Genomic DNA, 25,979 nt, shown 5'->3' with positions numbered 1-25,979 from the left:
ACATGATGCATTCTGATGTGATTGAAGCGGACCTGAACCTGATTACCCTCACCGATCCCTTTTTAGGCGAGTACCAGCGGCTTATCCGCGATGTGGTTATTCCTTATCAGTGGCAAGCGCTGAACGATACCCTTGTGCATGCGGAGCCGAGCCACGCCATTGAAAACTACCGTATCGCGGCGGGCTTAACCTCAGGCGAGTTTTATGGCATGGTTTTTCAGGACAGCGACGTCACCAAGTGGCTGGAGGCCGTGGCATGGTCTTTGCGTCAAAAACCCGATCTTGAACTTGAAAAAACCGCCGACGAGATCATTGAGCTGCTGGCACAAGCCCAGTGGGCGGATGGTTATCTCAACACCTGGTATACGGTAAAAGAGCCGGGCCTGCGCTGGACTAACCTTGCCGAGTGCCATGAGCTTTACTGTGCAGGCCACCTTTTTGAAGCCGCCGTCGCCTTCTATAACGCCACGGGCAAACGTCGCCTGCTCGAGATAGCCTGTCGCTTTGCCGACCATATCGACGCGACCTTTGGCCCAGGCGACGGTCAGTTGCGCGGTTATCCCGGGCATCCGGAAATTGAACTGGCCTTAATGCGCTTGTACGAAGTTACCCGGGAGCCTCGTTACCAGGCGCTGGCGTGCTTCTTTGTGCAAGCGCGAGGCCAACGTCCACACTACTATGATATCGAGTTTGCAAAGCGTGGCGGTACCTGGCACTGGGGCAACTGGGGTGAGGCGTGGATGGTCAAAGACAAAGCCTATACTCACGCGCATAAGCCGCTTAATGAACAGGATCAGGCGGTCGGGCATGCGGTGCGCTCGGTTTACCTGATGGCCGGGCTGGCGCATATCGCCCGCCTCACCCACGATGAAGAGAAGCGCCAGACCTGCCTGCGTATCTGGAACAACATGGTTCAACGCCGGATGTACATCACGGGTGGCATAGGCTCCCAGGGGATCGGAGAAGCCTTCACCAGTGATTACGACCTGCCTAATGATACCGCTTATAGTGAAAGCTGCGCCTCGATTGGCCTGATGATGTTCGCCCGCAGGATGCTGGAGATCGAGGCTGACGCACGGTACGCCGACGTGATGGAGCGGGCATTTTACAACACGGTACTGGGAGGAATGGCGCTCGATGGTAAGCACTTTTTTTACGTCAATCCGCTGGAAACGCACCCGAAAAGCCTTCCCCACAACCACATCTACGACCACATTAAACCCGTTCGCCAGCCCTGGTTCGGCTGTGCCTGCTGTCCACCGAACATTGCCCGCACGCTAGTGGCGGTGGGCCATTATCTTTTCACGCCCCTTCCCGACGCGTTGCTCATTAATTTTTACGCCGGCAGCGAGGCGGCGTTCAGGGTCGCCGATGGTACTTTGCAGCTCTCGATTCAGGGGAATTATCCCTGGGATGGCAACATAGCCATCACCCTTAATAACCCGCACCCGGTCGCGCATACTCTGGCGCTGCGCCTGCCCGACTGGTGCGATAATCCGCACGTCAAGGTCAACGGTGAAGCCGCGCAGGGCGAAATCATTAAAGGCTATCTGCATCTGCACCGGACGTGGCAAAAGGGCGACCGTATCCAGCTCTCTTTGCCGATGCGCTGCAAGCGGGTCTACGCCAACCCTCAGGTACGCCACGCGGCCGGTAAAGTGGCTCTTCAGCGCGGTCCGCTGGTGTATTGCCTTGAAGAAGTGGATAACGGCGAGGCGTTACATAATCTCATGCTGGGGCGAGACTGCGTGCTGCGGGAGAGCGTCGGTACCGGTGTACTGGAGAATAAAATTGTGATCCAGGCAGAGGGAAAACGGCTGGCAACGCCCGTTAATAACGCACCGTTATACAGTTTTGACTATCCGCAAACGGCGGTTCAAACCCAGACGTTGACGTTTATTCCATGGTTTAGCTGGGCCAACAGAGGTGAAGGAGAAATGCGGATCTGGGTGAATGAAGGCAGTTAAAAAAACGAAGGGCGACATCAACGTCGCCCTTCAGTTTCATTAGCCTTCGTTGTGCATCTCCAGGCTTTCCAGATCGTTTTGCAACTGGACGGCTTTGGCGTCGTCGTTACGCAGCGAATCAAGATAGTCGAGGTACTGCTGATCAACGTCTTTAGTCACGTAAATGCCGTTGAATACGGAGCATTCAAATTGCTGGATATCCGGGTTCTCGGCGCACACCGCGTCGATCAGATCGTTCAGATCCTGGAAAATCAGGCCGTCTGCGCCAATGATCTGACGAATTTCGTCCACTTCACGACCATGAGCAATCAGCTCGGTGGCGGTGGGCATATCGATACCATACACGTTCGGGAAGCGGATCTCCGGGGCTGCTGAAGCCAGATACACCTTCTTCGCACCCGCTTCACGCGCCATCTCGATAATCTGCCCGGAGGTGGTGCCGCGCACGATGGAATCATCGACCAGCAGCACGTTTTTATCGCGGAACTCTGCGCGGTTGGCGTTCAGTTTACGCCGCACGGACTTACGGCGCAGCTGCTGGCCCGGCATGATAAAGGTACGACCAACGTAGCGGTTCTTCACGAAGCCCTGACGGTATGGCTTATCCAGAATGCGGGCAATTTCCAGCGCGATATCGCAGGAGGTTTCCGGAATAGGGATCACCACGTCGATATCCAGATCGTCCCACTCGCGGGCAATCTTCTCACCGAGTTTGGTGCCCATGTTTACGCGTGCGCTGTAGACCGAAATCTTGTCGATGAACGAGTCCGGACGAGCGAAGTAAACATACTCGAACAGGCACGGGTTGCTGACCGGGTTATCTGCACACTGGCGGGTAAACAGTTGGCCCTTCTCAGTGATGTAAACCGCTTCACCCGGCGCAACGTCGCGTAAGAACTCGAAGCCCAGGGTATCCAGCGCCACGCTTTCAGAGGCGACCATGTATTCGCTACGGTCATCGCCGAGATCGCGCTTTCCGAGCACCAGCGGACGGATACCGTTGGGATCGCGAAAAGCCACCATTCCGTGACCGATAATCATCGCCACGCAGGCATACGCCCCGCGGATCAGGCGATTAGTGGCGGCAACGGCGGCAAAAATGTTGTCTGCTTCCAGCGGATAATGGCGGAAGTTATCCAGCTCACTGGCGAAGATATTGAGCAGGATTTCAGAATCAGAGGTGGTGTTAATGTGGCGACGTTTCTCTTCGAACAGCTTTTTCCGCAGCTCATGGGCGTTAGTCAGGTTGCCGTTGTGGGCAAGCGTGATGCCATAAGGAGAGTTGACATAGAAAGGCTGGGCTTCAGAGGCGCTGGAACTGCCAGCAGTAGGATAACGAACGTGACCAATCCCCATATTACCTTGCAGGCGCTGCATATGGCGGGCTTCAAACACATCGTTTACCAGGCCATTCGCCTTACGTAAACGGAAGCAGTTGTGTGCATCAATGGTGATGATACCCGCAGCATCCTGACCACGGTGCTGAAGCACCGACAATGCGTCATAAATAGACTGGTTTACCGGCATGAAACCGGCGATACCGACAATACCGCACATTCGTTTTTTCCTCGTTAAGCCACATCTCAGAGCACTTAGGCTCTGGGCAAGAAACTCGACGAACTTTGCAGATAGTCAAAGAACCATCTGATGATGACGCTGAACTCTGGAATGAGCTGCGACTTCTGCCAGTCTTCGCTTTTGGAAAACCCGGTGAAGGTATCCAGGAAGAACAGTATCGCGGCCACAATCAGCACGCCTCGCAACGCCCCAAAACAGATCCCGAGCACCCTGTCTGTTCCAGACAGACCGGTTTTCTCCACCAGTTGACCTATCACGTAATTGACGATAGCGCCGACAATCAGCGTTGCGATAAACAGCACCGCGATGGCGATCCCGTTTCGAACCAGTTCATCTTCAAAGCCCGTGAACCAGACAGACAGGTACGTGTAGTAATGACTGGCAACAAAGAAAGCACAACCCCATGTCACCAGCGATAACGCTTCACGAACAAAGCCACGGATCAGGCTAACCAGACAGGAAAAACCAATCACCGCAATGATGGCGTAATCAATCCAGACCATATGTGTCCCACGATTTAACGCCCTGTCATCCCGTTCGGGGCGAATTCTAACAGAAAAAGAAAACGTTTGCGTAGGGATTTCCTTCCCGCGCGTAAATAAAAAAGGCGCTGAAAAAATGTTCAACGCCCCTCACCCTACCCTCTCCCCGTCGGGTTTTAGTTCGCGCTGTAGTTCATCACCACACCACTCAAACCGGAGATCTGCTTCAGCTCACCCAGCGACCCTTTCAGCTTATCCTTAGAGGCATCAGGACCGACGAGGATGCGGGTAATTTTACCCTGCACCGGTGTGGAAGGTGAAGTATAAACTCGATACCCCGCCCCGCGCAGTTTACTCACCACCTCGTTGACTTTATCGGCGTTTTTCAATGCGCCGAGCTGAACAACATAGGCTTTTCCAGTTGGCGCCGCGTCTTGTTTAGCCGGCGGCGGCGATTCTGAGGCGGCAGCCAGCTGTCCGGCTGCTTTATCTCGCTGCGGTTTCGGCTGCGGCTTCTCCACCGGCTTCGGTTTTACAGCCGGCTTAGGCTGCTCTACCGGTAGCGGATCAATCTCGATGTTGTTATTCGCCGTCAGGCGAGAGGGGTCAAGCGACGGCGCGGCGGCATCTCCCGCGCGCACCTCTTCGGCAGCACCTTCCGGCGGCTGAGCAGGCAGCGCCTGCGTTGCGGCTGGCAGCATATCCGGCTCGTCGCGATCGCCCGGTTTTGGCACCAGCGGAATGGCCGCAAACTCATCCTGATAATGTTTTTTCTGCCCGTCGAGCAAACCCGGGAGAATAATCACCCCGAGCGCGACCAGCACAATGGTTCCTGTTAAACGGTTCTGAAACTTACTCGCCACCGGTTCTCCCCGCGTCCATCACTTCCATGACATGTGCCACCGTGTGGAACGAACCACACACCAGCACGGTATCTTCTGGTCTCGCCTCCGCCATCGCGGTACGCCACGCCTGCTCAACGCTCGCAAAAATTTTGCCGTTGCCGAGATGTTCCCTTAACTGTTCAGCCGTCGCGCCGCGTGGCCCTTCCAGGGGAGCACAATACCAGCTATCGACCACAGCCTCCATGCAGGCCAGCGTGCCGCCGATATCTTTATCATGAAGCATACCGATAACTGCCAGTACGTGCCCGGTTTTTGGTAACGATTTGAGACGACCTGCGAGATACGCCGCCGCATGGGGATTATGCGCCACATCCAGAATCACGCGCGGTGAACCGCTCACAATCTGGAATCGACCCGGCAAAATCGCGTGCTGAATGCCGTCGCGGATCGCCTGCTCGCTCACTGCGAGCCCGCTTGCGCGCAAAGCCGCCAGGGCCGTCGCCGCGTTTGGCTGCGGCACCTGCGGCAGAGGCAGGTTATCCAGCACGACCCGGGCATCGGTAAAACGCCAGCCATTGTCGTAAACCTCATACTGCCAGTCAACGCCACGACGCAGCAGCAGTGCGCCCTTCTCTTTCGCCACGTCCGCAATGGTGTGCGGCATATCCGGCTCGCCGACCACTGCGGGCCGGTTAGCGCGGAAAATCCCGGCCTTTTCGCGACCAATGCTCTCGCGGTCTGGTCCCAGCCAGTCGGTATGATCCAGCGCAATGCTGGTCACCACGCTCACATCCGCATCCACCATATTCGTGGCATCGAGACGTCCGCCAAGGCCGACTTCGAGGATAACCACATCCAGTTGCGCCTGTTTAAACAACCACAGCGCCGAGAGCGTACCGTATTCGAAATAGGTTAATGAGATCTCACCGCGTGCCGCTTCGATTTCTGCGAACGACGCCGTATGCGCCGATTCCGCCAGCTCGGTATTTTGCACGCGAACCCGCTCGGTATAGCGCACCAGATGGGGGGAGCTGTAAACCCCCACCCTGTAACCCGCAGCCATCAGAACAGATTCCAGCGTACGGCAGGTGGTGCCTTTGCCGTTGGTACCGGCGACGGTAAACACGAAAGGCGCCGGTTTCAGCATCCCGAGACGCGTAGCGACCTGACTGACACGCTCAAGGCCCATATCGATGGTTTTGCTGTGCAGATTTTCCAGATAAGAAAGCCACGCGACCAGGGGCGACGTGGCTTGGGGAATGCGTTTATTTTCCATGATGCCCGGTTGTCATTAACAGTTTAAAAAGTAAAAGGGCAGCGCCGTCTGGCCCTGCCCTTTTCAGTTATCAGGCCTCGGGTTCCTGATCCGGTACAACTACGCCTTCGCGCGGTTCATCCGGGTCAGGCGCGGGCAGATTCATCAGCTTCGCCAGAATACTTGCCAGCTTCAGGCGCATTTCCGGGCGGCGAACGATCATGTCGATAGCGCCTTTCTCGATGAGAAATTCACTGCGCTGGAAGCCCGGCGGCAGTTTCTCACGCACGGTTTGTTCAATAACGCGAGGACCGGCGAAGCCGATCAGCGCTTTCGGCTCAGCGATGTTCAGGTCGCCCAGCATCGCGAAGCTTGCGGATACGCCGCCCATGGTTGGGTCGGTCAGTACTGAGATGTACGGCAGACCGCGCTCCTGCATTTTCGCCAGCGCAGCAGAGGTTTTCGCCATCTGCATCAGAGACATTAACGCTTCCTGCATACGCGCGCCACCCGAGGCAGAGAAGCAGATCAGCGGGCAGTTATCTTCCAGCGCCTGCTCAACGGCACGCACGAAACGTGCGCCAACCACAGAGCCCATGGAGCCGCCCATAAAGGAGAACTCAAAGGCGGCGGCGACAACCGGCATTTCATGCAGGGTGCCTTTCATCACGATCAGCGCATCTTTCTCGCCGGTCTCTTTCTGTGCAGAGGCCAGACGATCTTTGTATTTTTTGGAATCGCGGAACTTCAGCAAGTCTTTTGGCTCAAGTTCGCTACCCAGTTCGACCAGAGAACCTTCGTCCAGCAGGCTGTGCAGGCGGTTACGCGCCGACATACGCATGTGGTGGTCGCATTTCGGACACACTTCAAGATTGCGTTCCAGTTCCGCGCGATACAGAACCTGGCCGCAGCTATCACACTTCGTCCATACCCCTTCAGGAATGCTCGCTTTGCGAGTCGGGGCGATGTTGCTTTTAATTCGTTCAATCCAGCTCATTGATAACCTTTCTGCCTGAACCTGGTCGTATGCCAGTTTTGCTATAAGAGGCGAATGATGCCATTTTTGCCTCCAACAGACCATGAATGTTGCACATTAAAACATAACAGCCCGAAACTTTGGATAAAAATGTGCTCGAACCGCCGATGTGCATTTACTTCGCTTGTTTTGCCGCCGCCCGCCGGTGACGAATAATTTCGAAAACTCCCGGTAACACTGAAAGCACAATAATCGCAACAATCAGTAACTTAAGGTTTTCCTGAACCACAGGGAGATCGCCAAACACGTAGCCTGCATAGGTAAAGATCAGTACCCACAGCAGGGCGCCAACAACGTTGTATATCGCAAAGTGACGATAGGACATATGTCCCATTCCCGCCACAAAGGGGGCAAACGTACGGACAATAGGCACAAAGCGCGCAAGGATAATGGTTTTACCGCCATGGCGTTCATAAAACGCATGGGTCTTGTCTAAATAGCTACGGCGAAAAATTTTCGAGTCAGGATTACTGAACAGCCGTTCCCCGAACACTCGCCCTATCGTGTAGTTGACCGCATCGCCGATAATCGCGGCGATAATCATCAACACCACCATCAAATGCACATTCAGGTCATTGGTGGGCAGCGCGGATATCGCCCCTGCGACGAACAGCAGTGAATCACCCGGCAGGAACGGCGTGACGACCAGCCCGGTTTCACAGAACAGAATCAAGAACAGAATGGCATAAACCCAGACGCCGTACTGCGCGACCAGTTCAGCCAGGTGAACATCAATATGCAAAATGAAATCGATCAGAAAATGTATTACGTCCATATTGTTTAAACCTTAATTGCGCCTTCGTTTAGTCCGCTAAAAAAAGCGGGCCCATTGGCGGTTTTGGCAGGTCAAACCGGTCCGGATAATCCACCGATACCAGGTACAGCCCTTCCGCTTTCGCCGTTGCTGCTGCAAGCGTTCTGTCCTTCGCTGCCAGCAGTTCTGCAATCCAGCTCTCCGGCTGGTGTCCGGCGCCTACTTCCATCAGGCTGCCCACAATATTCCGTACCATATGATGTACAAAGGCATTGGCTTTGATATCCACCACCACATACGCGCCATAACGACTGACGTTTATGTGCATGACGTTACGCCACGGCGTGCGGGACTGACACTGCACCGCACGAAACGAGGTAAAGTCATTTTCTCCAGTCAGACACTGCGCCGCACGCTGCATACGTTCTGCATCAAGCGGCTCATAAAAATGCGTCACGCCCTGGCTCAGAACCGCCGGGCGCAGGCGCTGGTTATAGATGACATAGCGGTAACGGCGCGCGGTGGCGCTGAATCGTGCGTGAAAATCATCCGGTACAGCTTTTACCCAACGCACCGCGATATCGCCGGGTAAATTCGCATTTACGCCCAACGTCCACGCGGCATCTTTGCGCACAGCGGTGGTTTCAAAATGCACCACCTGTCCCGTGCCGTGGACGCCAGCGTCCGTGCGGCCTGCGCACAGAACGTTGATCGGTTCATTCGCCACCTGAGAGAGCGCTTTCTCCAGTTTTTCCTGGACGCTGCGCACCTCATTCTGACGCTGCCAGCCATAGTATTTACTGCCGTCGTACTCAATACCGAGAGCGAGTCTATAGACCAGCTTGTGCTCCACTTCTGACATCAGTACAGATACTCCTGCACCAGTTTTTCCGCAATTTTGACCGCCATCAACGCGCCGCCAAAGCGAACATTATCAGCAACTGACCAGAACTGGACCTGCTCCGGCATACCGTAGTCGTTACGTACGCAGCCCACCGAAAGGTGCGCGCTGCCGCTGGCGTCCCCTACCTGGGTCGGGAACTCGCGCTCTTCAGAAAGCACAATGTCTTCGCCGCGACTAAAGGCATCACGCGCCTCTTCTGCCGCCAGCGGACGCAGGGCTTCAAAACCCACCATCTGCGCGTGGCCGTAGAAGACCGGAGACTGCACGCAGTGTGCGGAAATCATCAGACCTTCGTCCTGCATTATTTTGCGGACTTCATCAACGATACGGCGCTCTTCGCGCACGGAGCCTTCACGGTCGGGCAGCAACGGCAGCATGTTAAACGCCAGCTGGCGTCCAAAATAATCGTCCTCGTCTACCGGGATGCCGTTGAGCAGTTTTGCGCTCTGCCCCGCCAGGGCATCCACCGCTTTTTTGCCCTGAGCGGAGGCCGACAGCAGGCTGGTAACGATAATACGCGACAGGCCGCCATCGTCGATCAGCGGTTTCAGCGCGGTAAGCAGCTGACTGGTCAGGCTATCTGGCACGGCAATCACGTTACGGTTACGGTAGTCCGCCAGCACAAACGGGTTGACATCCGGCACCACCAGCGGCACGTCTGACTCAAGCGAGAACAGACCGCTGAGATCAATCACCAGACAGCCCGATTGGGTTGCTTCTTCGATGTAAGAGACAGTGGCTTCAGCGCCCGCGGCGAAAAACGCCAGTTGCGCCTGGGTCCAGTCAAATTCCGCCGCATCCTGAACCTTTACGGATTTAGGGCCGAAACGCAGATGCTCGCCCGCGCTTTCGGCCCGCGCCAGCGCATAGATATCGCCCACCGGGAACTGACGCTCAGCAAGGGTTTCAAGCAGGGCTTCGCCCACGGCGCCTGTGGCACCTAAAATGGCAATGTTCCAGCCTTCAGACATGGTGGTTTACTCCAGAAATAAAAGAGCGTCCCTGTCAGCGTACCCAACAGGGAGCATTAAGAAGACATTAACGCGCCGGGTGATGAACGGCGTTAAAACCCAGTTCATGCAGCTGCGCGGCGGCCGTTGCGTCGTCGCACATCACGTACAAAGAGGACCACTCGCGGCGCTCGACATAATTCTTGCGCAGCTTGTCAAATTCACCCGGAATACCCGCTGATTTACGCAGCAGTGCGTCGTCGCGGCGCACATCATACACCAAATGCACCAGCCTTTTTAGCGTTGCCTGATCGAGCGGGCCGTGCAGGGTAAGGCGGCCAAATTCCGGCGCGGGCAGCAGCGTGTCCAGCGCAACCTGCTGAGACTGGCCAATAAAGGCGCTGTAGGCCTCAAACACTTGTGTCGTGCCGCGTGCCTTGCCTTCGAGAGTATAACCAGCGATATGCGCGCTACCCACGTCGACGTTGTTGAGTAGCGCAATGTTAAGATCGGGCTCTGGCTCCCAGACGTCCAGCACCACGCTGAGCTCTTGTCCCTCTTCCAGGCACTTCAGCAGCGCGGCGTTATCGACAACCGGGCCACGGCAGGCATTTATCAGAATAGCGCCCGCCTTCAGGCGACGAATTAGCGCGTCGTCTGCCAGATGAAAAGTCTTATACGGCCCCTCTTTAAACAGCGGCGTATGGAAGGTGATCACATCGCACTGTTCAACCAGGGTGCTAAGAGAGTGGAATTCCTCGTCGTCGCCGCTGTCTTTACGCGGGGGATCGCACAACAGCGTGCGAATGCCTAACGACTCAAGGCGCTTTTGCAGACGTCCCCCTACGTTCCCCACGCCGACAATCCCCACTGTGCGGTCTTTCAGGGCAAAACCGTCACGCTCTGCCAGCATCAGCAGGGAAGAGAAAACATATTCCACCACCGCAATGGCGTTACAGCCGGGCGCGGCGGAAAAACCGATCCCCGCCTGCGCAAGCCATTTATCATCCACATGATCCGTCCCTGCCGTTGCGGTACCCACGAATTTTATCGCGGTGTCGCCAAGCAGTGCCGCATTTACGTTGGTCACCGAGCGCACCATAAGCGCGTTTGCATCAGCCAGTTCATCCACCGGGATTGGGCGACCAGGGACAGCCTTAACGTCGCCGAGACGGCTAAATAGCTCGCGTGCGTAAGGCATATTTTCATCAACGAGGATTTTCACGTCTGAGTACCTGTTTGAGAGGAAGTAAACCTGGCAAGTGTGCCATAATCTGGCCGCCAGGCATATAAGTAAGCCGGGTTTACGCTGAGTTTGACTTTAAGGATTTTGACGATGCAGCCTATATCAGGTTCGCCGCCGCGCCCTCCGGGTGATGGCCCCGTAAAGCACAATGTCGCCGGTGAACAACCGCTCTCTACGCAACAGCGCACCGTGCTGGAGCGTTTGAATCACGCGCCTGATAGCGCTTACGTCGCAGCAGAACGCCGAAGTGTGGGCGGGCGTTAAGCACGATCTGGGGGTCAGGAACGACGCGCCGCTGCAGTCGCGCCATTTCCCCGCCGCCGAGCAAAACTTGAGTCAGCGTATTCATTCTGCACAGCAGAATCACACCACCCGTCAGATTGTCTCGCAGCTGACCGAGCTGTTGGGTCAGGGAAACAACCGCCAGGCGGCGAGCGATTTTATTCGTCAACAGTTCGGTCATACCGCACTGAGCCAGCTGACGCCGGAGCAGTTGAAAACCGTCCTGACGTTGTTGCAAAACAATCAGCTCTCTATTCCGCAGCCGCAGCAGCGTCCGGCAACTGAACGATCGTTGCTTCCGGCGGAGCACAACACGCTGAAGCAGATGGTCACTAAACTGGCCGCGGCGACCGGCGAGTCGAACAAGCTTATCTGGCAGTCGATGCTTGAGCTTTCAGGGGTTAAGGCGGGTGAGCTGATCCCGGCAAAACAGTTTACCCACCTGGTCACGTGGCTGCAGGCGAGGCAGACGCTCAGCAGCCAACATGCCCCTACTCTGCATACGCTTCAGGCCGCGCTTAAACAGCCGCTTGAGCCGCACGAATTCGACGCGATTCGGGATTATGCCCAGCAGACCTGGCAGGCTACGCCGCAAACGGTATTGACCACCGCGCAGATCCAGGATGTGTTGAATCAAATCTTTATTCGCCGCGCCGAGCGGGAAGACGGCGTGCCGGAAGCGCGTAACATTCAGCCAATCTATAACCCGCTGTTTGCGCCGGTGGTGGAAACCTTCAAAACCCTGTCAGCCCGCCCGGGACTGATGTTTATTGCGCTGGTGATTGCGCTGGCGATTGCCTTGCTGATTACCTAAACTGCGCCCGGTACGCGTAGCGCCGCCGGGCAAAAATCTACGTCTGTCGAAATGCCGCCAGGGTTACCACAATTCCGGCCAGCGCGGACACGGCCCCGGCGAGGAAAACTGCCAAATAGCCAAACGACGTGGTCAACAGACCCGCCAGCGGCGCAGTGACCCCGCAGGAGATATCCTGAAACGCGGGATCACCTGCAGCGGCAGGCCAACGGTCATGTAGGTCAGGAACACCGCAAACGCGATGCGAAACAGCGAGACATTCGCAGAGGTAATATTCTCTGCGGGGAAAACAATTGTCATGCGTAACTGGGTAGCTGCGTAACAGGCATAAAAAAGGGAACCCTCAGGCTCCCACTACTCTACATTTAAACGCTTATGCTTTCAGCTTGCGCATGACCAGCGTGGCGTTCGTCCCGCCGAAACCGAAGCTGTTAGACATTACCGTCGTCAGCGTCGCGTCGGTAGGTTGGGTGACGATGTTCAGACCAGCAGCCTGTTCGTCCAGCTCGTCAATGTTGATGCTTGGCGCGATAAAGCCGTTTTCCAGCATCAGCAGAGAGTAGATTGCTTCCTGCACGCCAGCCGCGCCCAGAGAGTGACCGGTCATGGCTTTAGTCGCGGAGATGGCCGGGCTGTTGTCGCCGAACACTTCACGGATTGCACCCAGCTCCTTCACGTCGCCCACCGGCGTAGAGGTACCGTGGGAGTTAAGGTAGTCGATCGGGGTGTCAACGCCGTGCATCGCCATCCTCATGCAGCGCACCGCGCCTTCGCCGGATGGCGCAACCATGTCAGCGCCGTCAGACGTTGCGCCGTAACCCACGATTTCAGCATAGATGTGTGCGCCACGTGCCAGAGCGTGTTCCAGCTCTTCCACCACAACCATACCGCCGCCGCCAGCGATGATGAAACCGTCACGCTGTGCGTCATAGGTACGGGAGGCTTTTTCCGGGGTGTCGTTGTATTTGGTGGAGAGCGCGCCCATTGCATCGAACTCACAGGCCATTTCCCAGCCCAGCTCTTCGCCGCCGCCAGCAAATACAATGTCCTGTTTACCCAGTTGGATCTGCTCTACCGCATTACCGATGCAGTGTGCGGAAGTCGCACAGGCAGAGCTGATTGAGTAGTTCACGCCGTGGATCTTAAACGGCGTTGCGAGGCATGCCGAAACCGCTGAGCCCATGGCTTTGGTCACAACATAGGGACCCACTGCTTTCAGACCGCGCGGGCTACGCATGGCGTCGGCACCGAACACCTGCGCTTTTGAAGAGCCGCCGGAGCCGGCGATCAGGCCCACGCGTGGGTTGTTCTGATAAACGTCTTCGCTCAGGCCAGCATCAGCAATGGCTTCCTGCATGGAAAGATAGGCATAGATAGAGGCATCGTTCATGAAACGAACCACTTTACGGTCAATCAAACCGGTGGTGTCCAGTTTGACATTACCCCATACGTGGCTACGCATACCTGAATCTTTAAACTCTTCAGAGAAAGTGATCCCGGAGCGTCCTTCACGCAGAGATGCCAGGACTTCCTGCTGGTTATTACCGATGCTGGAAACGATGCCCAGGCCAGTAATCACTGCACGTTTCATTCAATACCTCTGTAAGTCGCACTATAGTAAGTTTCGAGTGGCACAATAGCGTACACTTGTACGCCGAACAAGTCCGATCAGCCAATTTATGCGGAAATTTGCACCAATGGGCTCACATCGTTAAGATCGTGCCACTGCCTGTCAGACGAGTAACTTACGTGAAACAAAACGCCATACAACCCGCCAACCTCGAATTCAACGCTGAGGGTACACCTGTTTCCCGAGATTTTGATGACGTCTATTTCTCTAATGATAACGGGCTGGAAGAAACCCGGTATGTTTTTCTGGACGGTAATCAGCTCAGCGCGCGTTTCCCCACCCATCCCCGCAGTCTGTTTGTCGTTGCAGAGAGCGGATTCGGTACCGGGCTGAATTTTCTGACCCTCTGGCAGGCATTTAACCAGTTTCACGCTGCCCATCCTCAGGCTACGCTACAAAGATTACATTTTATCAGTTTCGAGAAATTTCCCCTGACCGCACACGATCTGCGTCTTGCTCACCAGCACTGGCCGGAACTTGCCCCGTGGGCGGAACAGCTTCAGGACCAGTGGCCACCAGCAATTGGCGGCTGTCATCGCCTGCTGCTTGACGGCGGTCGCGTGACTCTGGATCTGTGGCTGGGTGACATCAACGACCTGACCGATAAACTCGACGACGCAATGAACCAGAAGGTAGACGCCTGGTTCCTGGACGGTTTTGCTCCCGCCAAAAACCCGGATATGTGGAGTCAGCATCTGTTTATGGCGATGGCGCGTCTGGCGCGCCCTGGCGCGACGCTCGCCACCTTTACCTCGGCAGGTTTTGTGCGCCGAGGCTTGCAGGAGGCGGGCTTTAGCATGAAAAAAACCAAAGGCTTTGGTCGCAAACGCGACATGCTGGTCGGGGTGATGGAGCAGGAACAGACGGTCCCCGCCCGCACGCCCTGGTTTGCTCGCCGCGCCAGCGCATCCCGCCAGGTGGCGATAGTCGGCGGGGGCATTGCCAGCGCCCTGCTCTCCCTCGCGCTGCTACATCGCGGCTGGCAGGTGACGCTCTACTGCGCAGACGAAGCGCCGGCAAAGGGGGCATCGGGCAACCGACAGGGGGCGCTCTACCCGCTGCTGAGCGCCCACGATCCGGCCTTAAGCCAGTTCTTCCCCGCAGCATTTACCTTTGCCCGACGCCTGTACGACACGCTGCCTGTCGCATTTGATCACCACTGGTGCGGCGTGACGCAGCTCGGCTGGGATGAGAAGAGCCAGCAAAAAATCACCCAGATGCTGTCGCTGGGTTTACCGCCGATCATCGCGCATGCGGTAACCGCGCAGCAGTTTTTTGAAACCACCGGCATTGAAACCGACTGCGAGGGTATTCAGTATCCGCTCGGCGGCTGGCTGTGCCCTGCTGAACTGACGACGGCGGCAATAGCCCTTGCGCAGTCGCGCGGGCTTTCGGTTCATTATGACCATAAGGTTGAATCACTCAGCCGCACCGATCGCTGGAATTTGCATTTTGCCGATGGCAAGCAGGCACAACATGCCAGCGTGGTGCTGGCCAACGGGCATCACATCGGCCAGTTTATCCAGACAGAGAAGCTGCCGCTGTATCCGGTCGGCGGCCAGGTCAGCCATATCCCCACGACGCCTGAACTCAGCAAACTGCGCCAGGTGCTCTGCTATGACGGCTATTTGACGCCGCAAAACCCGTCTAACGGGCATCACTGCATCGGCGCCAGCTATCACCGCGGAGAGACGGAGATGCGCTACCGCGAAGACGATCAGCAGCACAATCGTCAGCGCTTGATTGACTGTTTCCCTGAGGCGGCATGGGCGAAAGAGGTTGATGTCAGCGCAGGCGATGCGCGATGCGGGGTACGCTGCGCCACCCGTGACCATCTGCCGATGGCGGGAAATGTGCCGGATTATGACGCGACGCTTGAGGCCTATCAGGATCTGGCTGAAAACAGGCAAACGGCGGAAAGCGCGCCGGTTTATCCGGAGCTGTTTATGCTGGGGGGTTTAGGTTCGCGTGGACTTTGCTCTGCGCCACTCATGGCTGAAGTGTTGGCCGCGCAGATGAGTGATGAGCCGATCCCGCTGGACGCAATAACCCTGGCAGGGCTGAACCCAAACCGGCTGTGGGTGCGGAAGTTATTAAAAGGGAAAATGGTTAAGTAGCGTTCCCCCCTCTCCTCAACGAGGAGAGGGGGAGTGAAAGCGGCGTCTTAACGTTTGGCCTGCTGGAACAGGTTGTCCCACATGCCCAGCACTAAAGACTGGTCGCGCGGAGAGAGTTCGCCCGCCTGAATCGCTTTCTCCAGGCTGCGGGTCACTTCCGCGTGCACCGCTTCGGCAGTGTGATCGTCTCCCGGCTCCAGTTCGGCGACGGCCAGCGTCAGATGACCACGCAGATAACCGCTGGCGAATAGCTCATCATCACTGGCGTGTTCCACCATATCATCAATTAACGCCAGAATGCGTGCTTCAAAATCTGCGATCATCTTAGTTCCTCTGTTAAAGATCTTCCGGCCACGGGAAGCATTCCGCCGTGATGTCCGGCGTGTGGTAATAATTCTGTAACGCCTTGATAAGGCGCGCCGGACGTTCCGGAATGCCTTTCTCAAGATACGCCATCACCTGCGCATGCACACGGCGCTGGAAGACGATACGGTCTGGCTCACATTCACCGTCGAGGTTGTCACAGCTCACGTTGAACGGGAAACCCGCCGCCACGCAGAACAACCATTCCAGCGCCTGCGGTTTGACTTCTACATCTTCAAACTGTCCCTGCGTCGCGGCGTCGCGACCGTCCGGGCAGTACCAGTAGCCGAAGTCCACCCGCTCACGACGCGCTTTCCCCGCAATACACCAGTGGGAAATCTCGTGTAAACCGCTGGCGTAAAAGCCGTGCGCAAACACGATGCGGTTATAGGGCACATCGGCATCAGCAGGAAGATAGATCGGTTCGTCGTCGCCTTTAATCAGACGGGTATTAAAATCGTCAGCAAAACAGCCGTCAAAAATTGCGATCAGCTGTTCATAGTTATGCGTATTGTCCATTAATGCATCCCCAACCAGTGGAGGATCTCCTGTCCATGGCTGTCATAAAGAAGTTTGGCGCTCATCACCGCAGAGACAATAACAATCATTGGGCGGATCAGCTTTTGCCCCTTGCTTAATACCAGACGCGAGCCTGCGCGCGCGCCTAAAAATTGCCCTGCCATCATCACAAACCCGGTTGCCCAGATAACCTTGCCGCCAATGATAAACAGCAGCAGACCGCCGACGTTGGACGTGGCGTTGAGCACTTTGGCGTGCGCGGTGGATTTGGCGAGGTTAAACCCGGCAAGCGTCACAAAGGCTAAGGCATAAAACGAGCCTGCACCCGGGCCAAAAAAGCCATCGTAAAACCCAACACAACCGCCGGCAATAAGCGCAAACGGCAGGCCGTGCAGACGGCGCTGGCGGTCTTCTTCCCCGAGCTTTGGCATCAGTAAAAAGTACAGGCCGATGCAGATAACCAGAATCGGCAGGATTTGGCGCAAGATGTCGGACTGCACGTGCTGGACCAGAAGCGCACCCGCCGTGGAGCCAATAAAGGTCATCAGAATATTGAGTTTCTGATCGGCAAGGTTAACCACTTTGCAGCGAATAAAGTAAAGCGACGCGGAAAGCGAACCGCCACAGGCCTGCAGTTTATTGGTTGCCAGCGCCTGGGCTGGGTTCATCCCTACCGCCAGTAGCGCCGGGACGGTCAGCAAACCGCCGCCACCCGCCAGGGCGTCAATGAAGCCGGCCAGCATCGCAACAAAAAAGAGCGCAACCAGCATCAGCGGCGTCACCATGAACAGATCGACGAAATTATCCATTAAAGTACATGCTCATCCAGTAGCGCCTGACAGGAAGGCGGCAGCGGAGGCGGTGTCTTCTTCTCAGGCTTAGAGGTGCCAGGTTTGGCAGGTTCAAACCAGCTCTGCAGTTCCGCGCCGCAGCCATCGCCCGGCGGCGGCGACGGCTGATCTTCACATTCCAGGCTGTTCGCCGGGCAGCGCAGACGCACGTGCATATGCGCACGATGCTGGAACCACGGACGCACTTTTCTCAGCCAGTCGCGATCGGTTCCCGCATCCAGACACAGCTGTTGCTTGATTGCCGGGTTCACAAAAATTCGCGTGACGTCGTTATCTTCCGCCGCCAGCTTGATCAGGCTGAACACCTCTGGCGTCCAGAGCGATGGCACCACGTTTTTACCGTCACGCGCAACAAGATCCAGCGCCTGCGGTTTTAACAGTTGGGCAGCGCGCCAGCGCGCTTTCGGCAGTTGCAGAAAGATATCGACGTCCAGTCCGGACTGGTGGCTGGCGTGACCGCCGTTAAAGCGGCCACCGGCAGGCATTCCCATGTCGCCAATCAGCATCGTCCCCAGCCCCAGGTTATGCACCTGGTTTCCCAGACGCTGGATAAACAGCACCAGATCCGGATGGCCGAAGTAGCGGCGCTGGTCGGTACGCATCACCTGGTAGGTTTCAGATTGCAGCGGCAACGGCTGCGCCCCCACGATGCAGCCATTCGAGAATGCGCCAATCGACTGCGCGCTCCCCGCCACCGGGTGGGTGATTTTTTGCCACGGCGTGGCGGCCAGACTGGCTCCACTGGCGAGCAGCGCCAGCAGAGCAATTGTGGTTTTTTTCATAGTTACCAGCGTGGAATAGTGGTCATCACATCCGCATTCTGCGCGCGCTGGCGCAAGAAGTGATCCATTAGCACGATCGCAAGCATAGCTTCTGCGATCGGCACCGCGCGGATCCCGACACAAGGATCGTGACGTCCTTTGGTGATCATCTCAACTTCTTCGCCAGAGCGGTTAATCGTGTGGCCCGGCACGGTAATGCTGGAGGTTGGCTTCAGCGCGATATTGGCGACAATCTGCTGCCCGCTGCTGATCCCGCCGAGAATGCCGCCCGCGTGGTTGCTCTGGAAACCGTTTTTCGTGATTTCGTCGCGGTTCTGGCTGCCGCGAAGCTGAACCACGTCAAACCCGTCGCCAATCTCCACGCCTTTCACCGCGTTGATGCTCATCAGCGCGTGAGCGATATCGGCATCGAGACGGTCGAATACCGGCTCACCTAAGCCTGGCGGCACGCCGTCGGCCACCACGGTGACTTTGGCGCCGATAGAGTCGCCCTCTTTTTTCAGGCCACGCATTAATTCATCCAGCGCCTCCAGCTTGTCGGCATCAGCGCTGAAGAACGGGTTTTGTTCCACCTGGGCCCAGTCTTTGATCGCCAGCGGGATATCGCCCATCTGGGTCAAACAGCCGCGGATCGCGATGCCAAATTTCTGCTGCAGGTATTTTTTGGCAATCGCCCCTGCCGCCACACGCATCGCGGTTTCACGCGCGGAGGAACGTCCGCCGCCGCGATAGTCGCGGAAACCGTATTTTTGTTCGTAGGTGTAGTCGGCATGGCCTGGACGGAAGACATCTTTGATGCTGCCGTAGTCCTGGGAGCGCTGATCGGTGTTTTCAATCAGCAGACCAATGCTGGTGCCGGTGGTGCGGCCTTCAAAGACGCCGGAGAGAATTTTGACCTGGTCTGGCTCGCGACGCTGCGTGGTGTAACGAGAGGTTCCAGGACGACGACGGTCGAGGTCATGCTGTAAATCGGCTTCGGTCAATTCGATACCTGGCGGTACGCCATCGACGATACACCCCAGCGCCAGCCCGTGCGACTCACCAAAGGTGGTCACGCGGAATACTTGTCCAATACTGTTTCCTGCCATCACGGCTCCGATGTCGTTATTTGTGTTTGAGCGTTGTGAAACGGGCCGCAGCCCGCTGGATTAATCTTTGTAGATACTGAAGTGTTCGCGCGCGTCGAGAAGCTGCGCTTTGGTCAGCATAAAGACGCCGTCACCGCCGTTGTCGAACTCAAGCCAGGTGAACGGCACATCCGGGTACTGCTCTATCAGATGTACCATGCTGTTGCCGACTTCACAAATCAGAACGCCGTGGTCGGACAGATAATCCGGCGCGCAGGCCAGAATACGCCGCGTCAGCTTCAGGCCGTCAGAGCCTGATGCCAGGCCCAGCTCAGGCTCGTGACGGTATTCGTTTGGCAGATCGGACATGTCTTCTGCATCAACGTACGGCGGGTTGGTGACGATCAGATCGTATTGCAGGGTCGGCAGGTCGCGGAACAGGTCAGAGCGGATTGGGGTAACGTGGTGGATCAGCCCGTGCTCTTCTATATTGTGCTCGGTGACGGCCAGCGCATCGGTGGAGATGTCTACCGCATCCACTTCCGCTTCCGGGAAGGCATACGCGCAAGCAATCGCGATGCAGCCGCTGCCGGTACACATATCGAGAATGTGCTGCGGCTGACGGGTAATCAGGCCAGCGAAGTGGTTGTTGATAAGCTCGCCGATTGGCGAGCGCGGCACCAGTACGCGTTCATCCACGTAAAATTCGTGGCCGCAGAACCAGGCTTTGTTGGTGAGATAAGCCACCGGAATGCGCTCGTTCACGCGGCGGATCACGCGTTCTACAATGCGGTGCTTTTCACTGGAGGTCAGACGCGCGCTGCGCATGTCTTCCGGAATATCCAGCGGCAGGTAGAGGGAAGGCAGCACCAGTTGAACGGCCTCATCCCACGGATTATCAGTACCGTGTCCGTACCAGATATTGGCGGCGCTGAAGCGGCTAACCGACCAGCGCAACATGTCCTGTATGGTATGCAGCTCGTTTACTGCTTCATCGACAAAAATTTTATCCACTCTTTCCTCCAGGGCATGCTCGCATAATTTTCGGCGGCTAGTTTGCCATGAAGACGGCGATAAATCAGCAATGACGCGTACCGCTTGAGGTTAAAAAATGCGTTTAGTCAGGTACACTGAAGGAAATAAGAGATGAGACGGACAAATGAAAAAGAAAACATCGCTCAGCGAGGAGGATCAGACGCTCTTCCGACAGCTGATGACCGGGACGCGCCAAATCAGGCAGGACACCATTGTCCATCGTCCTCAGCGTAAAAAAATCACTGAAGTTCCGGTCAAGCGACTCTTACAGGAACAGGCGGATAATAGCCACTATTTTTCAGATGAATTTCAGCCGCTGCTTAATACCCAGGGAGCAGTTAAGTATGTACGCGAAGACGTCAGTCACTTCGAGCTGAAAAAATTACGCCGGGGGGATTATTCACCCGAGCTGTTTCTTGATTTGCACGGGTTAACCCAGATGCAGGCGAAACAGGAATTAGGAGCGTTGATTGCCGCCTGCCGCCGCGAACATGTTTTTTGCGCCTGCGTGATGCACGGCCACGGTAAACATATCCTGAAGCAACAAACGCCGCTGTGGCTGGCGCAACACCCACACGTCATGGCGTTTCATCAGGCACCGAAAGCGTATGGCGGGGATGCCGCATTACTGGTGTTGATTGAAGTGGAAGAGTGGCAGCCGCCCGAGCTGCTCTGAAAGGGTGGCGGAGAGCACATTTGCACCCCGCCAACGCACACGTCACATCAGATAGCTTTTGCCATCTTCAGGTTGCACGGGCTCATTTGCCAGTTGAGGACCCCTTTGCCCGTTTCGTCGAGAGAAACATTGGCAATGGCGGAAGTCGTGAACATGGGCGGCGTTTGGCCCGGGCACAGCTCTGATACCAGATAGCCAACCAGCGGCAGATGGGAAATGACCAGCGCGGACGCGACGCCTTCCTTGCACAGCGCCTGCAGGTACTCACCCACAAGACCGACATCGCCACACGGCGTGAGTTCAGGGAGAACATCAACACTGGCTGGCAGGTTCATACACTCCCCCACCACGCCCAGCGTCTGTTCTGCCCGCAGGAACGGACTCACCAGAACGCGTTCGATGTCCACTTTTTGACCTTTAAGCCATGTCGCCATCTGACGAGATTCGTCGCAGCCACAGACGGTCAAAGGACGTACTGAGTCACTGGCGGCATCAAGTGCCGCGTCGCCGTGACGCATGATAAAAACTTGCATATTGCACCGCTTTTGTTAACCAGAATCACCGGCGTCGACTACCCGCAATGGATGTCGCGAGGTAGAAAACCCGATGGCCGGGCATTGTGCCTGATCCATTCGGTGAATGAAACGCAGTTTTTTACCTCAATGGCGTAAGTATAGTCAATCTCTGTTTATAAATTCGCCAGAACAGGTTCATTCACCTCGGGATTTACCCTTTTCATACCTTAACTTACACTTACAGCTTCCCTTAAAGACCAAAATGTCTGGCCCCGTTCCGCCATATGCATTAATTCGTCACAAGGTGTAAACCGCGGACCATATTGCGTGGCGAGACGTTGCAAAACAGCAACCACTTCACCCGCGCCGAGAGAGTCCATATACCGGAACGGGCCGCCGAGGAACGGCGGGAATCCAATACCGAACACGGCACCGATGTCGCCATCGCGTGCCGTTTTGATAACCTGCTCACCGAAGCAGCGCGCAGCCTCATTGAGCATCATCATTACACAGCGTTCAGCACACTGAGCCGCCGACAATTTCCCCGGCCCGGTAGTCTGAATAAGCCCATATACCGAGGGGTCGACCTGTTTCTTGCTTTTACGCCCTTTTGTCGCGTAAAGATAGAAACCGCGTTCATTTTTTCTGCCTTTGCGATCGTCCTTCAAAATTGCAGCAACAATATTTGCAGGAGGAGTAAAGCGCTCGCCATAAGTGGCCTCCAGCACAGGAATAATTTTAGTGCCGGTATCTATTCCTACCTCATCCAAAAGCTGAATTGGACCGACAGGAAAACCAAACTTCACCAGCGCTTCATCGACGTGTTCGATCTTTTCGCCTTCGGTGAGCAGACGCATCGCTTCATTGATATACGGCGCCAGAATACGGTTTACGTAAAAGCCCGCTTTATCTGCCACCACCACCGCTGTTTTGCCCTGCAGTTTCGCCAGTTTCACCACGGTGGCAATGGTTTGCGGGCTGGTTGCGGCGTGGGGGATCACCTCCACCAGCGGCATTTTCTCAACCGGGCTAAAATAGTGCAGACCAATTACCCGCTCCGGACGTGCCGCCTTCGCAGCAATATCGCCAATCGGTAAAGACGAGGTATTGGATGCGAAAATGGTGTGTGGCGCGCAATACTGCTCAACGTCCGCTACCATCTGTTGCTTGAGCGCCAGGTCTTCAAACACGGCCTCTATCACTACATCGCGATGCGCAAACCCGCGATAATTCGTGGTCCCGGTAATCATGCCGAGCGTTTTGTCACGCTCGCTGGCATTGATATGGCGGCGTTTGACCTTCCTTTCAAGATTCTGCCAGCTGTACTGCAGCGCGTGGTTGATTCCCTTAGGGGTAATGTCTTTGATGCGCACTGGCACCTTGCCTTTGCTTGCCGTCACAAACGCAATGCCGCCGCCCATCAGCCCTCCGCCAAGTACGCCTACCGCACGTAGCGGCCCAGGTTCCGCCTCACTCCCGGGGTCTTTTTTCACCTCGGTGCTGGCAAAGAAAAGAGTGCGCAGCGCCTGCGACTGCGGCGTCATCGCCAGTTCACCAAAGGCTTTTGCCTCAGCCGCGTAACCGCTGCTGCTGCCCTGCGCCAGCCCGGTTTCAACGACCTCAAGAATGCGCTTCGCCGCCGGGTAGTTACCGTTGGTTTTCTGTTCGGTTTTTTTTGCCCACCATGTTGAACAACAGCGCACGTCCCAGCGGCCCGGCAAGAATGCGCTCGCGCACCGGCAAAGGACGTTGTGCCTGACGTCCCTTCAGGGCCTGTTCCACAGCGGCGGTCAACAATATCGAATGCGTAACCACCTCGTCGACCAGGCCGGCCTTCAGCGCCTGTCGGGCTCGCAGCTGTTTACCGGTTAAGAGGATCTCCAGCGCCGTGCTAACCCCAATCAGACGCGGCAGACGCTGTGTTCCGCCAGAGCCTGGCAACAGGCCTAGCTGAACTTCCGGCAGACCTAAAACGGTTTTCGCATCGTCGGTACAAATACGGCTATGGCAGGCCAGCGCGAGCTCTAACCCGCCACCCAGACACGCGCCGTGGATCGCGGCGATCGTCGGGATCGGCAGGGCATGGATCTCAGCCATCACCTGCTGGCCCTGGCGCGCCAGCTCTTCGGCTTCCTGCGCGTTTTGCGCACGGGCGATCATGTTGATATCCGCCCCGGCAATAAAGTTATCCGGCTTAGCCGAAATAAAAACCACACCGCGAATCGCTTTGTTTTCGCGGATCTGTTTGAGCATCGCGCGTACCTGAACGGCAAATTCGGCCTTCAGGGTGTTCATCTTTTCATCTGGTACATCAATAGTGACAACCGCCACGTTATCGGGGCGCACCGTCAGATTAAATGCAGAGGGTATCGCCATTATTCAGCCTCCAGAACCATTGCTGCGCCTAAACCACCCGCCGCGCAGGCGGTAACGAGGCCAAACCCGCCCCCCCGGCGACGTAACTCATGTAGCGTCTGAGTGATCATCCGCGCGCCCGTTGCCGCAAACGGGTGACCGTAGGCGATAGAGCCGCCCAGCACGTTAAATTTGCTTTGATCCACTTCGCCGGTAGCCTGTGCGCGGCCCAGAACATCCCGGGCGAAACGCTCGCTGGCCAGCAGTTGCAGGTTCGCAAGGGTTTGCGCGGCGAAGGCTTCGTGCATATCAATGAGGGTTAAATCCGCAAGCGTAAGCCCCGCGCGGTCCAGCGCCAGCGGCGTGGACCAGGCTGGGCCTAAGAGCATGTCCTGCCAGACGTCAATGGCGGTGAACGCGTAACTGCGCAGGTAGCCGAGCGGTTTTAGACCTAACTCGTTGGCGCGGGATTCGGTCATCAGGATCACTGCGGCAGCCCCATCGGTCAGCGGTGTGCTGTTGGCCGCCGTCACGGTACCGTGCTTACGGTCAAAGGCCGGACGAAGTTTTGCGTAATCCGCCAGCGTCGAGGCGCCGCGGATATTGTTATCCTCCACGAGAGGGTCGCGGTATGGCGGAATGTAGGCGGTCATGACCTCGTCGGTGAGTTTGCCTTCCAACCAGGCTTGTGCGGCGAGCTGATGTGAACGGTGTGCCAGCGCATCTTGCTGCTCGCGGGTGATGCCATAGGTTTTTGCCATCTGCTCGGCGGTATCGCCCATCCGCAGGCCGGTGGAATATTCAGCCACTGCGGGAGGAACAGGCACGAGGTCACGTAACCGTAAGCGCGAGAAGAGTTTGAGCTTTTGCCCGGTGGTGCGGGCCTTATTGGCATCGACCAGAATGCGCGCCAGCTTTTTACTCACGCCAATGGGCAATACGGATGAGGAGTCTGCTCCGCCAGCGATCCCGGCACGAATGGTCCCCGCCATCAGGCTTTCGGCGACGTTTGCCACGGCCTGGAAACTGGTTGCGCAGGCGCGGCTGACGCTATAGGCATCGGTGTGAACGTTCATCCCCGTGCCGAGGACAATTTCCCGCGCGATGTTGGGGGCTGCAGGCATTTGAACAACCTGACCAAACACGAGCTGCTCGATGACCTCTGGCGGTATATCGCTGCGAGCCAGCATCTCTCCCACCACCATCTTCCCAAGATCGACAGCCGGTATGCCGTGAAACGCCGTTGCCTGGCGTGCAAACGGCGTACGCAACCCGCTGACAATGGCAATGCGGTCACCTTGTCGGGTGATAAGCGGTAATGCCTGACTCATAACGCACCCCTGTAAAAATATAGGCAAATAAAAAGTGGTCTGACCTGACAACAGTCTTAACCATTTTTTTACATTCAGCCAATCGGGGAAACGAAAAAATGCGAGCTAAGACACAGAGAAGAAAAAGAAAATGCCCCTGCAGGGCAGAGGCATTTGGGGGACGATGGTGTGCACCCAGTCACGTACAGAGACCGGGTTGAGGACATCAGGCCGCCGGGGTTAACGTAAACCCAACTGGAAGATCAGCGTTTCTGCTTCGCAGGCGAATACAAAGTCGATATCCAGCTGCACGCCGCCGTCCACCTCAGTGAAGGTGGATTTAATCTCACAGGGGTCGGATTCAACTTCGTGCGCACGCTGGCTGAGCGCAGCCAGGGTTTCTTCCGCTTCGGCCCGGTTGCCAAAAATGCGGCTGTAAGAGGCGGTGCAATCCGTGTTGTCCATAATGGTACCAACATCCATACAGCAGCAAACCGGGGTTTCATCAGCACTGCATTTACTCATAGCTCAATTTCCTCTGTATTCGCGCCATGCGCGAGATAAACACGTTGCTGCTATTTTACGCCGCGATGCTGTCGCTCTCCAGCCGTTAATGACCCCAAACGGGATAAGTGACCAATATCAC

23 protein-coding genes and 3 pseudogenes are annotated in these 25,979 nt (G+C 56.4%); 4 read left to right on the top strand and 22 right to left on the bottom strand.

Annotated features, from left to right (window positions below):
• The first annotated feature begins 2 nt into the window (after positions 1–2).
• Complete coding sequence (locus NL510_RS07550) at positions 3–1,967, top strand: glycoside hydrolase family 127 protein (RefSeq protein ID WP_253383122.1); 1,965 nt, start codon at positions 3–5, stop codon at positions 1,965–1,967.
• Between the two features lie 39 nt (positions 1,968–2,006).
• Here the strand turns inward: NL510_RS07550 and purF are convergent, their stop codons facing one another.
• The 9 genes from purF to pdxB all read right to left on the bottom strand — a co-directional run bounded on the left by purF (position 2,007) and on the right by pdxB (position 10,996).
• Positions 2,007–3,524: an amidophosphoribosyltransferase gene (gene purF, locus NL510_RS07545; protein ID WP_253383114.1), complete on the bottom strand. Its 1,518-nt coding sequence runs from the start codon at positions 3,522–3,524 to the stop codon at positions 2,007–2,009.
• A gap of 35 nt (positions 3,525–3,559) precedes the next feature.
• Positions 3,560–4,048, bottom strand: a complete 489-nt coding sequence (cvpA, locus tag NL510_RS07540; protein WP_253383106.1) for a colicin V production protein — start codon at positions 4,046–4,048, stop codon at positions 3,560–3,562.
• Between the two features lie 155 nt (positions 4,049–4,203).
• Positions 4,204–4,890, bottom strand: coding sequence for a cell division protein DedD (dedD, locus tag NL510_RS07535; protein ID WP_253383104.1), 687 nt, complete (start codon positions 4,888–4,890; stop codon positions 4,204–4,206).
• The gene (gene folC / locus NL510_RS07530; RefSeq protein WP_253383102.1) at positions 4,880–6,148 is read right to left on the bottom strand and encodes a bifunctional tetrahydrofolate synthase/dihydrofolate synthase; all 1,269 of its coding nucleotides are present in this window, start codon (positions 6,146–6,148) and stop codon (positions 4,880–4,882) included. The genes dedD and folC overlap by 11 nt, the downstream gene beginning before the upstream one ends.
• A gap of 70 nt (positions 6,149–6,218) precedes the next feature.
• Positions 6,219–7,124, bottom strand: a complete 906-nt coding sequence (gene accD, locus NL510_RS07525) for an acetyl-CoA carboxylase, carboxyltransferase subunit beta (protein ID WP_253383100.1) — start codon at positions 7,122–7,124, stop codon at positions 6,219–6,221.
• Positions 7,125–7,278: 154 nt separating this feature from the next.
• The gene (locus NL510_RS07520) at positions 7,279–7,938 is read right to left on the bottom strand and encodes a DedA family protein (protein ID WP_253383098.1); all 660 of its coding nucleotides are present in this window, start codon (positions 7,936–7,938) and stop codon (positions 7,279–7,281) included.
• Positions 7,939–7,966: 28 nt separating this feature from the next.
• Positions 7,967–8,779, bottom strand: a complete 813-nt coding sequence (gene truA / locus NL510_RS07515) for a tRNA pseudouridine(38-40) synthase TruA (RefSeq protein ID WP_253383096.1) — start codon at positions 8,777–8,779, stop codon at positions 7,967–7,969.
• Positions 8,779–9,792, bottom strand: coding sequence for an aspartate-semialdehyde dehydrogenase (locus tag NL510_RS07510; protein ID WP_253383094.1), 1,014 nt, complete (start codon positions 9,790–9,792; stop codon positions 8,779–8,781). Before NL510_RS07510 ends, truA begins: the two co-directional genes overlap by 1 nt.
• A 67-nt stretch (positions 9,793–9,859) precedes the next feature.
• On the bottom strand, positions 9,860–10,996 hold the full coding sequence (gene pdxB, locus NL510_RS07505) for a 4-phosphoerythronate dehydrogenase PdxB (protein WP_253383092.1): 1,137 nt from the start codon (positions 10,994–10,996) through the stop codon (positions 9,860–9,862).
• 111 nt (positions 10,997–11,107) lie between these two features.
• Between pdxB and flk the strand changes: the two are divergent.
• Positions 11,108–12,113: pseudogene (gene flk, locus NL510_RS07500) on the top strand (flagella biosynthesis regulator Flk).
• A 37-nt stretch (positions 12,114–12,150) separates the two neighbouring features.
• Here flk and NL510_RS07495 read toward each other — a convergent pair.
• From NL510_RS07495 to fabB, 3 genes and pseudogenes are all read right to left on the bottom strand, one after another.
• Positions 12,151–12,306, bottom strand: a pseudogene (locus NL510_RS07495) (arabinose transporter); the annotation flags it as partial.
• Entirely contained in the window at positions 12,246–12,413 is a 168-nt protein-coding gene (locus NL510_RS07490; RefSeq protein ID WP_253383090.1) for a hypothetical protein, read from the bottom strand. The gene NL510_RS07490 and the pseudogene NL510_RS07495, both read right to left, overlap by 61 nt.
• Positions 12,414–12,486: 73 nt before the next feature.
• Positions 12,487–13,704, bottom strand: coding sequence for a beta-ketoacyl-ACP synthase I (gene fabB, locus NL510_RS07485; protein ID WP_253383088.1), 1,218 nt, complete (start codon positions 13,702–13,704; stop codon positions 12,487–12,489).
• 158 nt (positions 13,705–13,862) lie between these two features.
• On the opposite strand from fabB, the gene mnmC reads away from it, so the two are divergent.
• Complete coding sequence (mnmC, locus tag NL510_RS07480) at positions 13,863–15,860, top strand: bifunctional tRNA (5-methylaminomethyl-2-thiouridine)(34)-methyltransferase MnmC2/FAD-dependent 5-carboxymethylaminomethyl-2-thiouridine(34) oxidoreductase MnmC1 (protein ID WP_253383086.1); 1,998 nt, start codon at positions 13,863–13,865, stop codon at positions 15,858–15,860.
• Between the two features lie 47 nt (positions 15,861–15,907).
• Here the strand turns inward: mnmC and NL510_RS07475 are convergent, their stop codons facing one another.
• The 6 genes from NL510_RS07475 to prmB are packed head-to-tail and all read right to left on the bottom strand — an operon-like array spanning position 15,908 to position 20,456.
• Positions 15,908–16,183 (bottom strand): YfcL family protein, encoded by a 276-nt coding sequence (locus tag NL510_RS07475; protein ID WP_253383084.1) that lies wholly within the window; start codon positions 16,181–16,183, stop codon positions 15,908–15,910.
• 13 nt (positions 16,184–16,196) lie between these two features.
• Entirely contained in the window at positions 16,197–16,742 is a 546-nt protein-coding gene (locus NL510_RS07470) for an elongation factor P hydroxylase (protein WP_253383082.1), read from the bottom strand.
• Positions 16,742–17,551 carry a sulfite exporter TauE/SafE family protein gene (locus NL510_RS07465; RefSeq protein WP_253383080.1) on the bottom strand — a complete coding sequence of 270 codons (810 nt, stop codon included), beginning with the start codon at positions 17,549–17,551 and terminating at the stop codon, positions 16,742–16,744. Before NL510_RS07465 ends, NL510_RS07470 begins: the two co-directional genes overlap by 1 nt.
• The gene (mepA, locus tag NL510_RS07460; RefSeq protein WP_253383078.1) at positions 17,551–18,375 is read right to left on the bottom strand and encodes a penicillin-insensitive murein endopeptidase; all 825 of its coding nucleotides are present in this window, start codon (positions 18,373–18,375) and stop codon (positions 17,551–17,553) included. The genes NL510_RS07465 and mepA overlap by 1 nt, the downstream gene beginning before the upstream one ends.
• A 2-nt stretch (positions 18,376–18,377) precedes the next feature.
• Entirely contained in the window at positions 18,378–19,463 is a 1,086-nt protein-coding gene (gene aroC, locus NL510_RS07455; RefSeq protein WP_253383076.1) for a chorismate synthase, read from the bottom strand.
• A 60-nt stretch (positions 19,464–19,523) separates the two neighbouring features.
• On the bottom strand, positions 19,524–20,456 hold the full coding sequence (gene prmB, locus NL510_RS07450; RefSeq protein ID WP_253383073.1) for a 50S ribosomal protein L3 N(5)-glutamine methyltransferase: 933 nt from the start codon (positions 20,454–20,456) through the stop codon (positions 19,524–19,526).
• A gap of 145 nt (positions 20,457–20,601) precedes the next feature.
• On the opposite strand from prmB, the gene smrB reads away from it, so the two are divergent.
• Positions 20,602–21,153, top strand: a complete 552-nt coding sequence (gene smrB / locus NL510_RS07445) for an endonuclease SmrB (RefSeq protein ID WP_253383072.1) — start codon at positions 20,602–20,604, stop codon at positions 21,151–21,153.
• A 47-nt stretch (positions 21,154–21,200) separates the two neighbouring features.
• Here the strand turns inward: smrB and sixA are convergent, their stop codons facing one another.
• The 4 genes and pseudogenes from sixA to NL510_RS07425 form a co-directional block, all read right to left on the bottom strand.
• Positions 21,201–21,686: a phosphohistidine phosphatase SixA gene (sixA, locus tag NL510_RS07440; protein WP_253383064.1), complete on the bottom strand. Its 486-nt coding sequence runs from the start codon at positions 21,684–21,686 to the stop codon at positions 21,201–21,203.
• A 209-nt stretch (positions 21,687–21,895) separates the two neighbouring features.
• Positions 21,896–24,044, bottom strand: a pseudogene (gene fadJ, locus NL510_RS07435) (fatty acid oxidation complex subunit alpha FadJ).
• Positions 24,044–25,354, bottom strand: a complete 1,311-nt coding sequence (gene fadI, locus NL510_RS07430) for an acetyl-CoA C-acyltransferase FadI (RefSeq protein WP_253383058.1) — start codon at positions 25,352–25,354, stop codon at positions 24,044–24,046. The pseudogene fadJ and the gene fadI overlap by 1 nt, the downstream one beginning before the upstream one ends.
• 219 nt (positions 25,355–25,573) lie before the next feature.
• Positions 25,574–25,858, bottom strand: coding sequence for a YfcZ/YiiS family protein (locus tag NL510_RS07425; protein ID WP_253383056.1), 285 nt, complete (start codon positions 25,856–25,858; stop codon positions 25,574–25,576).
• Positions 25,859–25,979 lie beyond the last annotated feature (121 nt).

It is taken from the genome of unidentified bacterial endosymbiont (assembly GCF_918797525.1).
GTDB lineage: Bacteria > Pseudomonadota > Gammaproteobacteria > Enterobacterales > Enterobacteriaceae > Enterobacter.
The sequence above is the reverse complement of the archived record's forward strand: the minus strand, read 5'-3'. Positions and strand labels throughout refer to the sequence as shown.

What these genes read in the sequence shown, in the direction of transcription:
- folC (WP_253383102.1), bottom strand. Translation starts at nt 6,148, where the DNA reads ATGGAAAATAAACGCATTCCCCAAGCCACGTCGCCCCTGGTCGCGTGG.
- smrB (WP_253383072.1), top strand. Translation starts at nt 20,602, where the DNA reads ATGAAAAAGAAAACATCGCTCAGCGAGGAGGATCAGACGCTCTTCCGA.
- truA (WP_253383096.1), bottom strand. Translation starts at nt 8,779, where the DNA reads ATGTCAGAAGTGGAGCACAAGCTGGTCTATAGACTCGCTCTCGGTATT.
- mepA (WP_253383078.1), bottom strand. Translation starts at nt 18,375, where the DNA reads ATGAAAAAAACCACAATTGCTCTGCTGGCGCTGCTCGCCAGTGGAGCC.
- fabB (WP_253383088.1), bottom strand. Translation starts at nt 13,704, where the DNA reads ATGAAACGTGCAGTGATTACTGGCCTGGGCATCGTTTCCAGCATCGGT.
- purF (WP_253383114.1), bottom strand. Translation starts at nt 3,524, where the DNA reads ATGTGCGGTATTGTCGGTATCGCCGGTTTCATGCCGGTAAACCAGTCT.
- NL510_RS07475 (WP_253383084.1), bottom strand. Translation starts at nt 16,183, where the DNA reads ATGATCGCAGATTTTGAAGCACGCATTCTGGCGTTAATTGATGATATG.
- NL510_RS07470 (WP_253383082.1), bottom strand. Translation starts at nt 16,742, where the DNA reads ATGGACAATACGCATAACTATGAACAGCTGATCGCAATTTTTGACGGC.
- sixA (WP_253383064.1), bottom strand. Translation starts at nt 21,686, where the DNA reads ATGCAAGTTTTTATCATGCGTCACGGCGACGCGGCACTTGATGCCGCC.
- NL510_RS07425 (WP_253383056.1), bottom strand. Translation starts at nt 25,858, where the DNA reads ATGAGTAAATGCAGTGCTGATGAAACCCCGGTTTGCTGCTGTATGGAT.
- fadI (WP_253383058.1), bottom strand. Translation starts at nt 25,354, where the DNA reads ATGAGTCAGGCATTACCGCTTATCACCCGACAAGGTGACCGCATTGCC.
- NL510_RS07550 (WP_253383122.1), top strand. Translation starts at nt 3, where the DNA reads ATGATGCATTCTGATGTGATTGAAGCGGACCTGAACCTGATTACCCTC.
- accD (WP_253383100.1), bottom strand. Translation starts at nt 7,124, where the DNA reads ATGAGCTGGATTGAACGAATTAAAAGCAACATCGCCCCGACTCGCAAA.
- cvpA (WP_253383106.1), bottom strand. Translation starts at nt 4,048, where the DNA reads ATGGTCTGGATTGATTACGCCATCATTGCGGTGATTGGTTTTTCCTGT.
- NL510_RS07520 (WP_253383098.1), bottom strand. Translation starts at nt 7,938, where the DNA reads ATGGACGTAATACATTTTCTGATCGATTTCATTTTGCATATTGATGTT.
- NL510_RS07490 (WP_253383090.1), bottom strand. Translation starts at nt 12,413, where the DNA reads ATGACAATTGTTTTCCCCGCAGAGAATATTACCTCTGCGAATGTCTCG.
- NL510_RS07465 (WP_253383080.1), bottom strand. Translation starts at nt 17,551, where the DNA reads ATGGATAATTTCGTCGATCTGTTCATGGTGACGCCGCTGATGCTGGTT.
- aroC (WP_253383076.1), bottom strand. Translation starts at nt 19,463, where the DNA reads ATGGCAGGAAACAGTATTGGACAAGTATTCCGCGTGACCACCTTTGGT.
- NL510_RS07510 (WP_253383094.1), bottom strand. Translation starts at nt 9,792, where the DNA reads ATGTCTGAAGGCTGGAACATTGCCATTTTAGGTGCCACAGGCGCCGTG.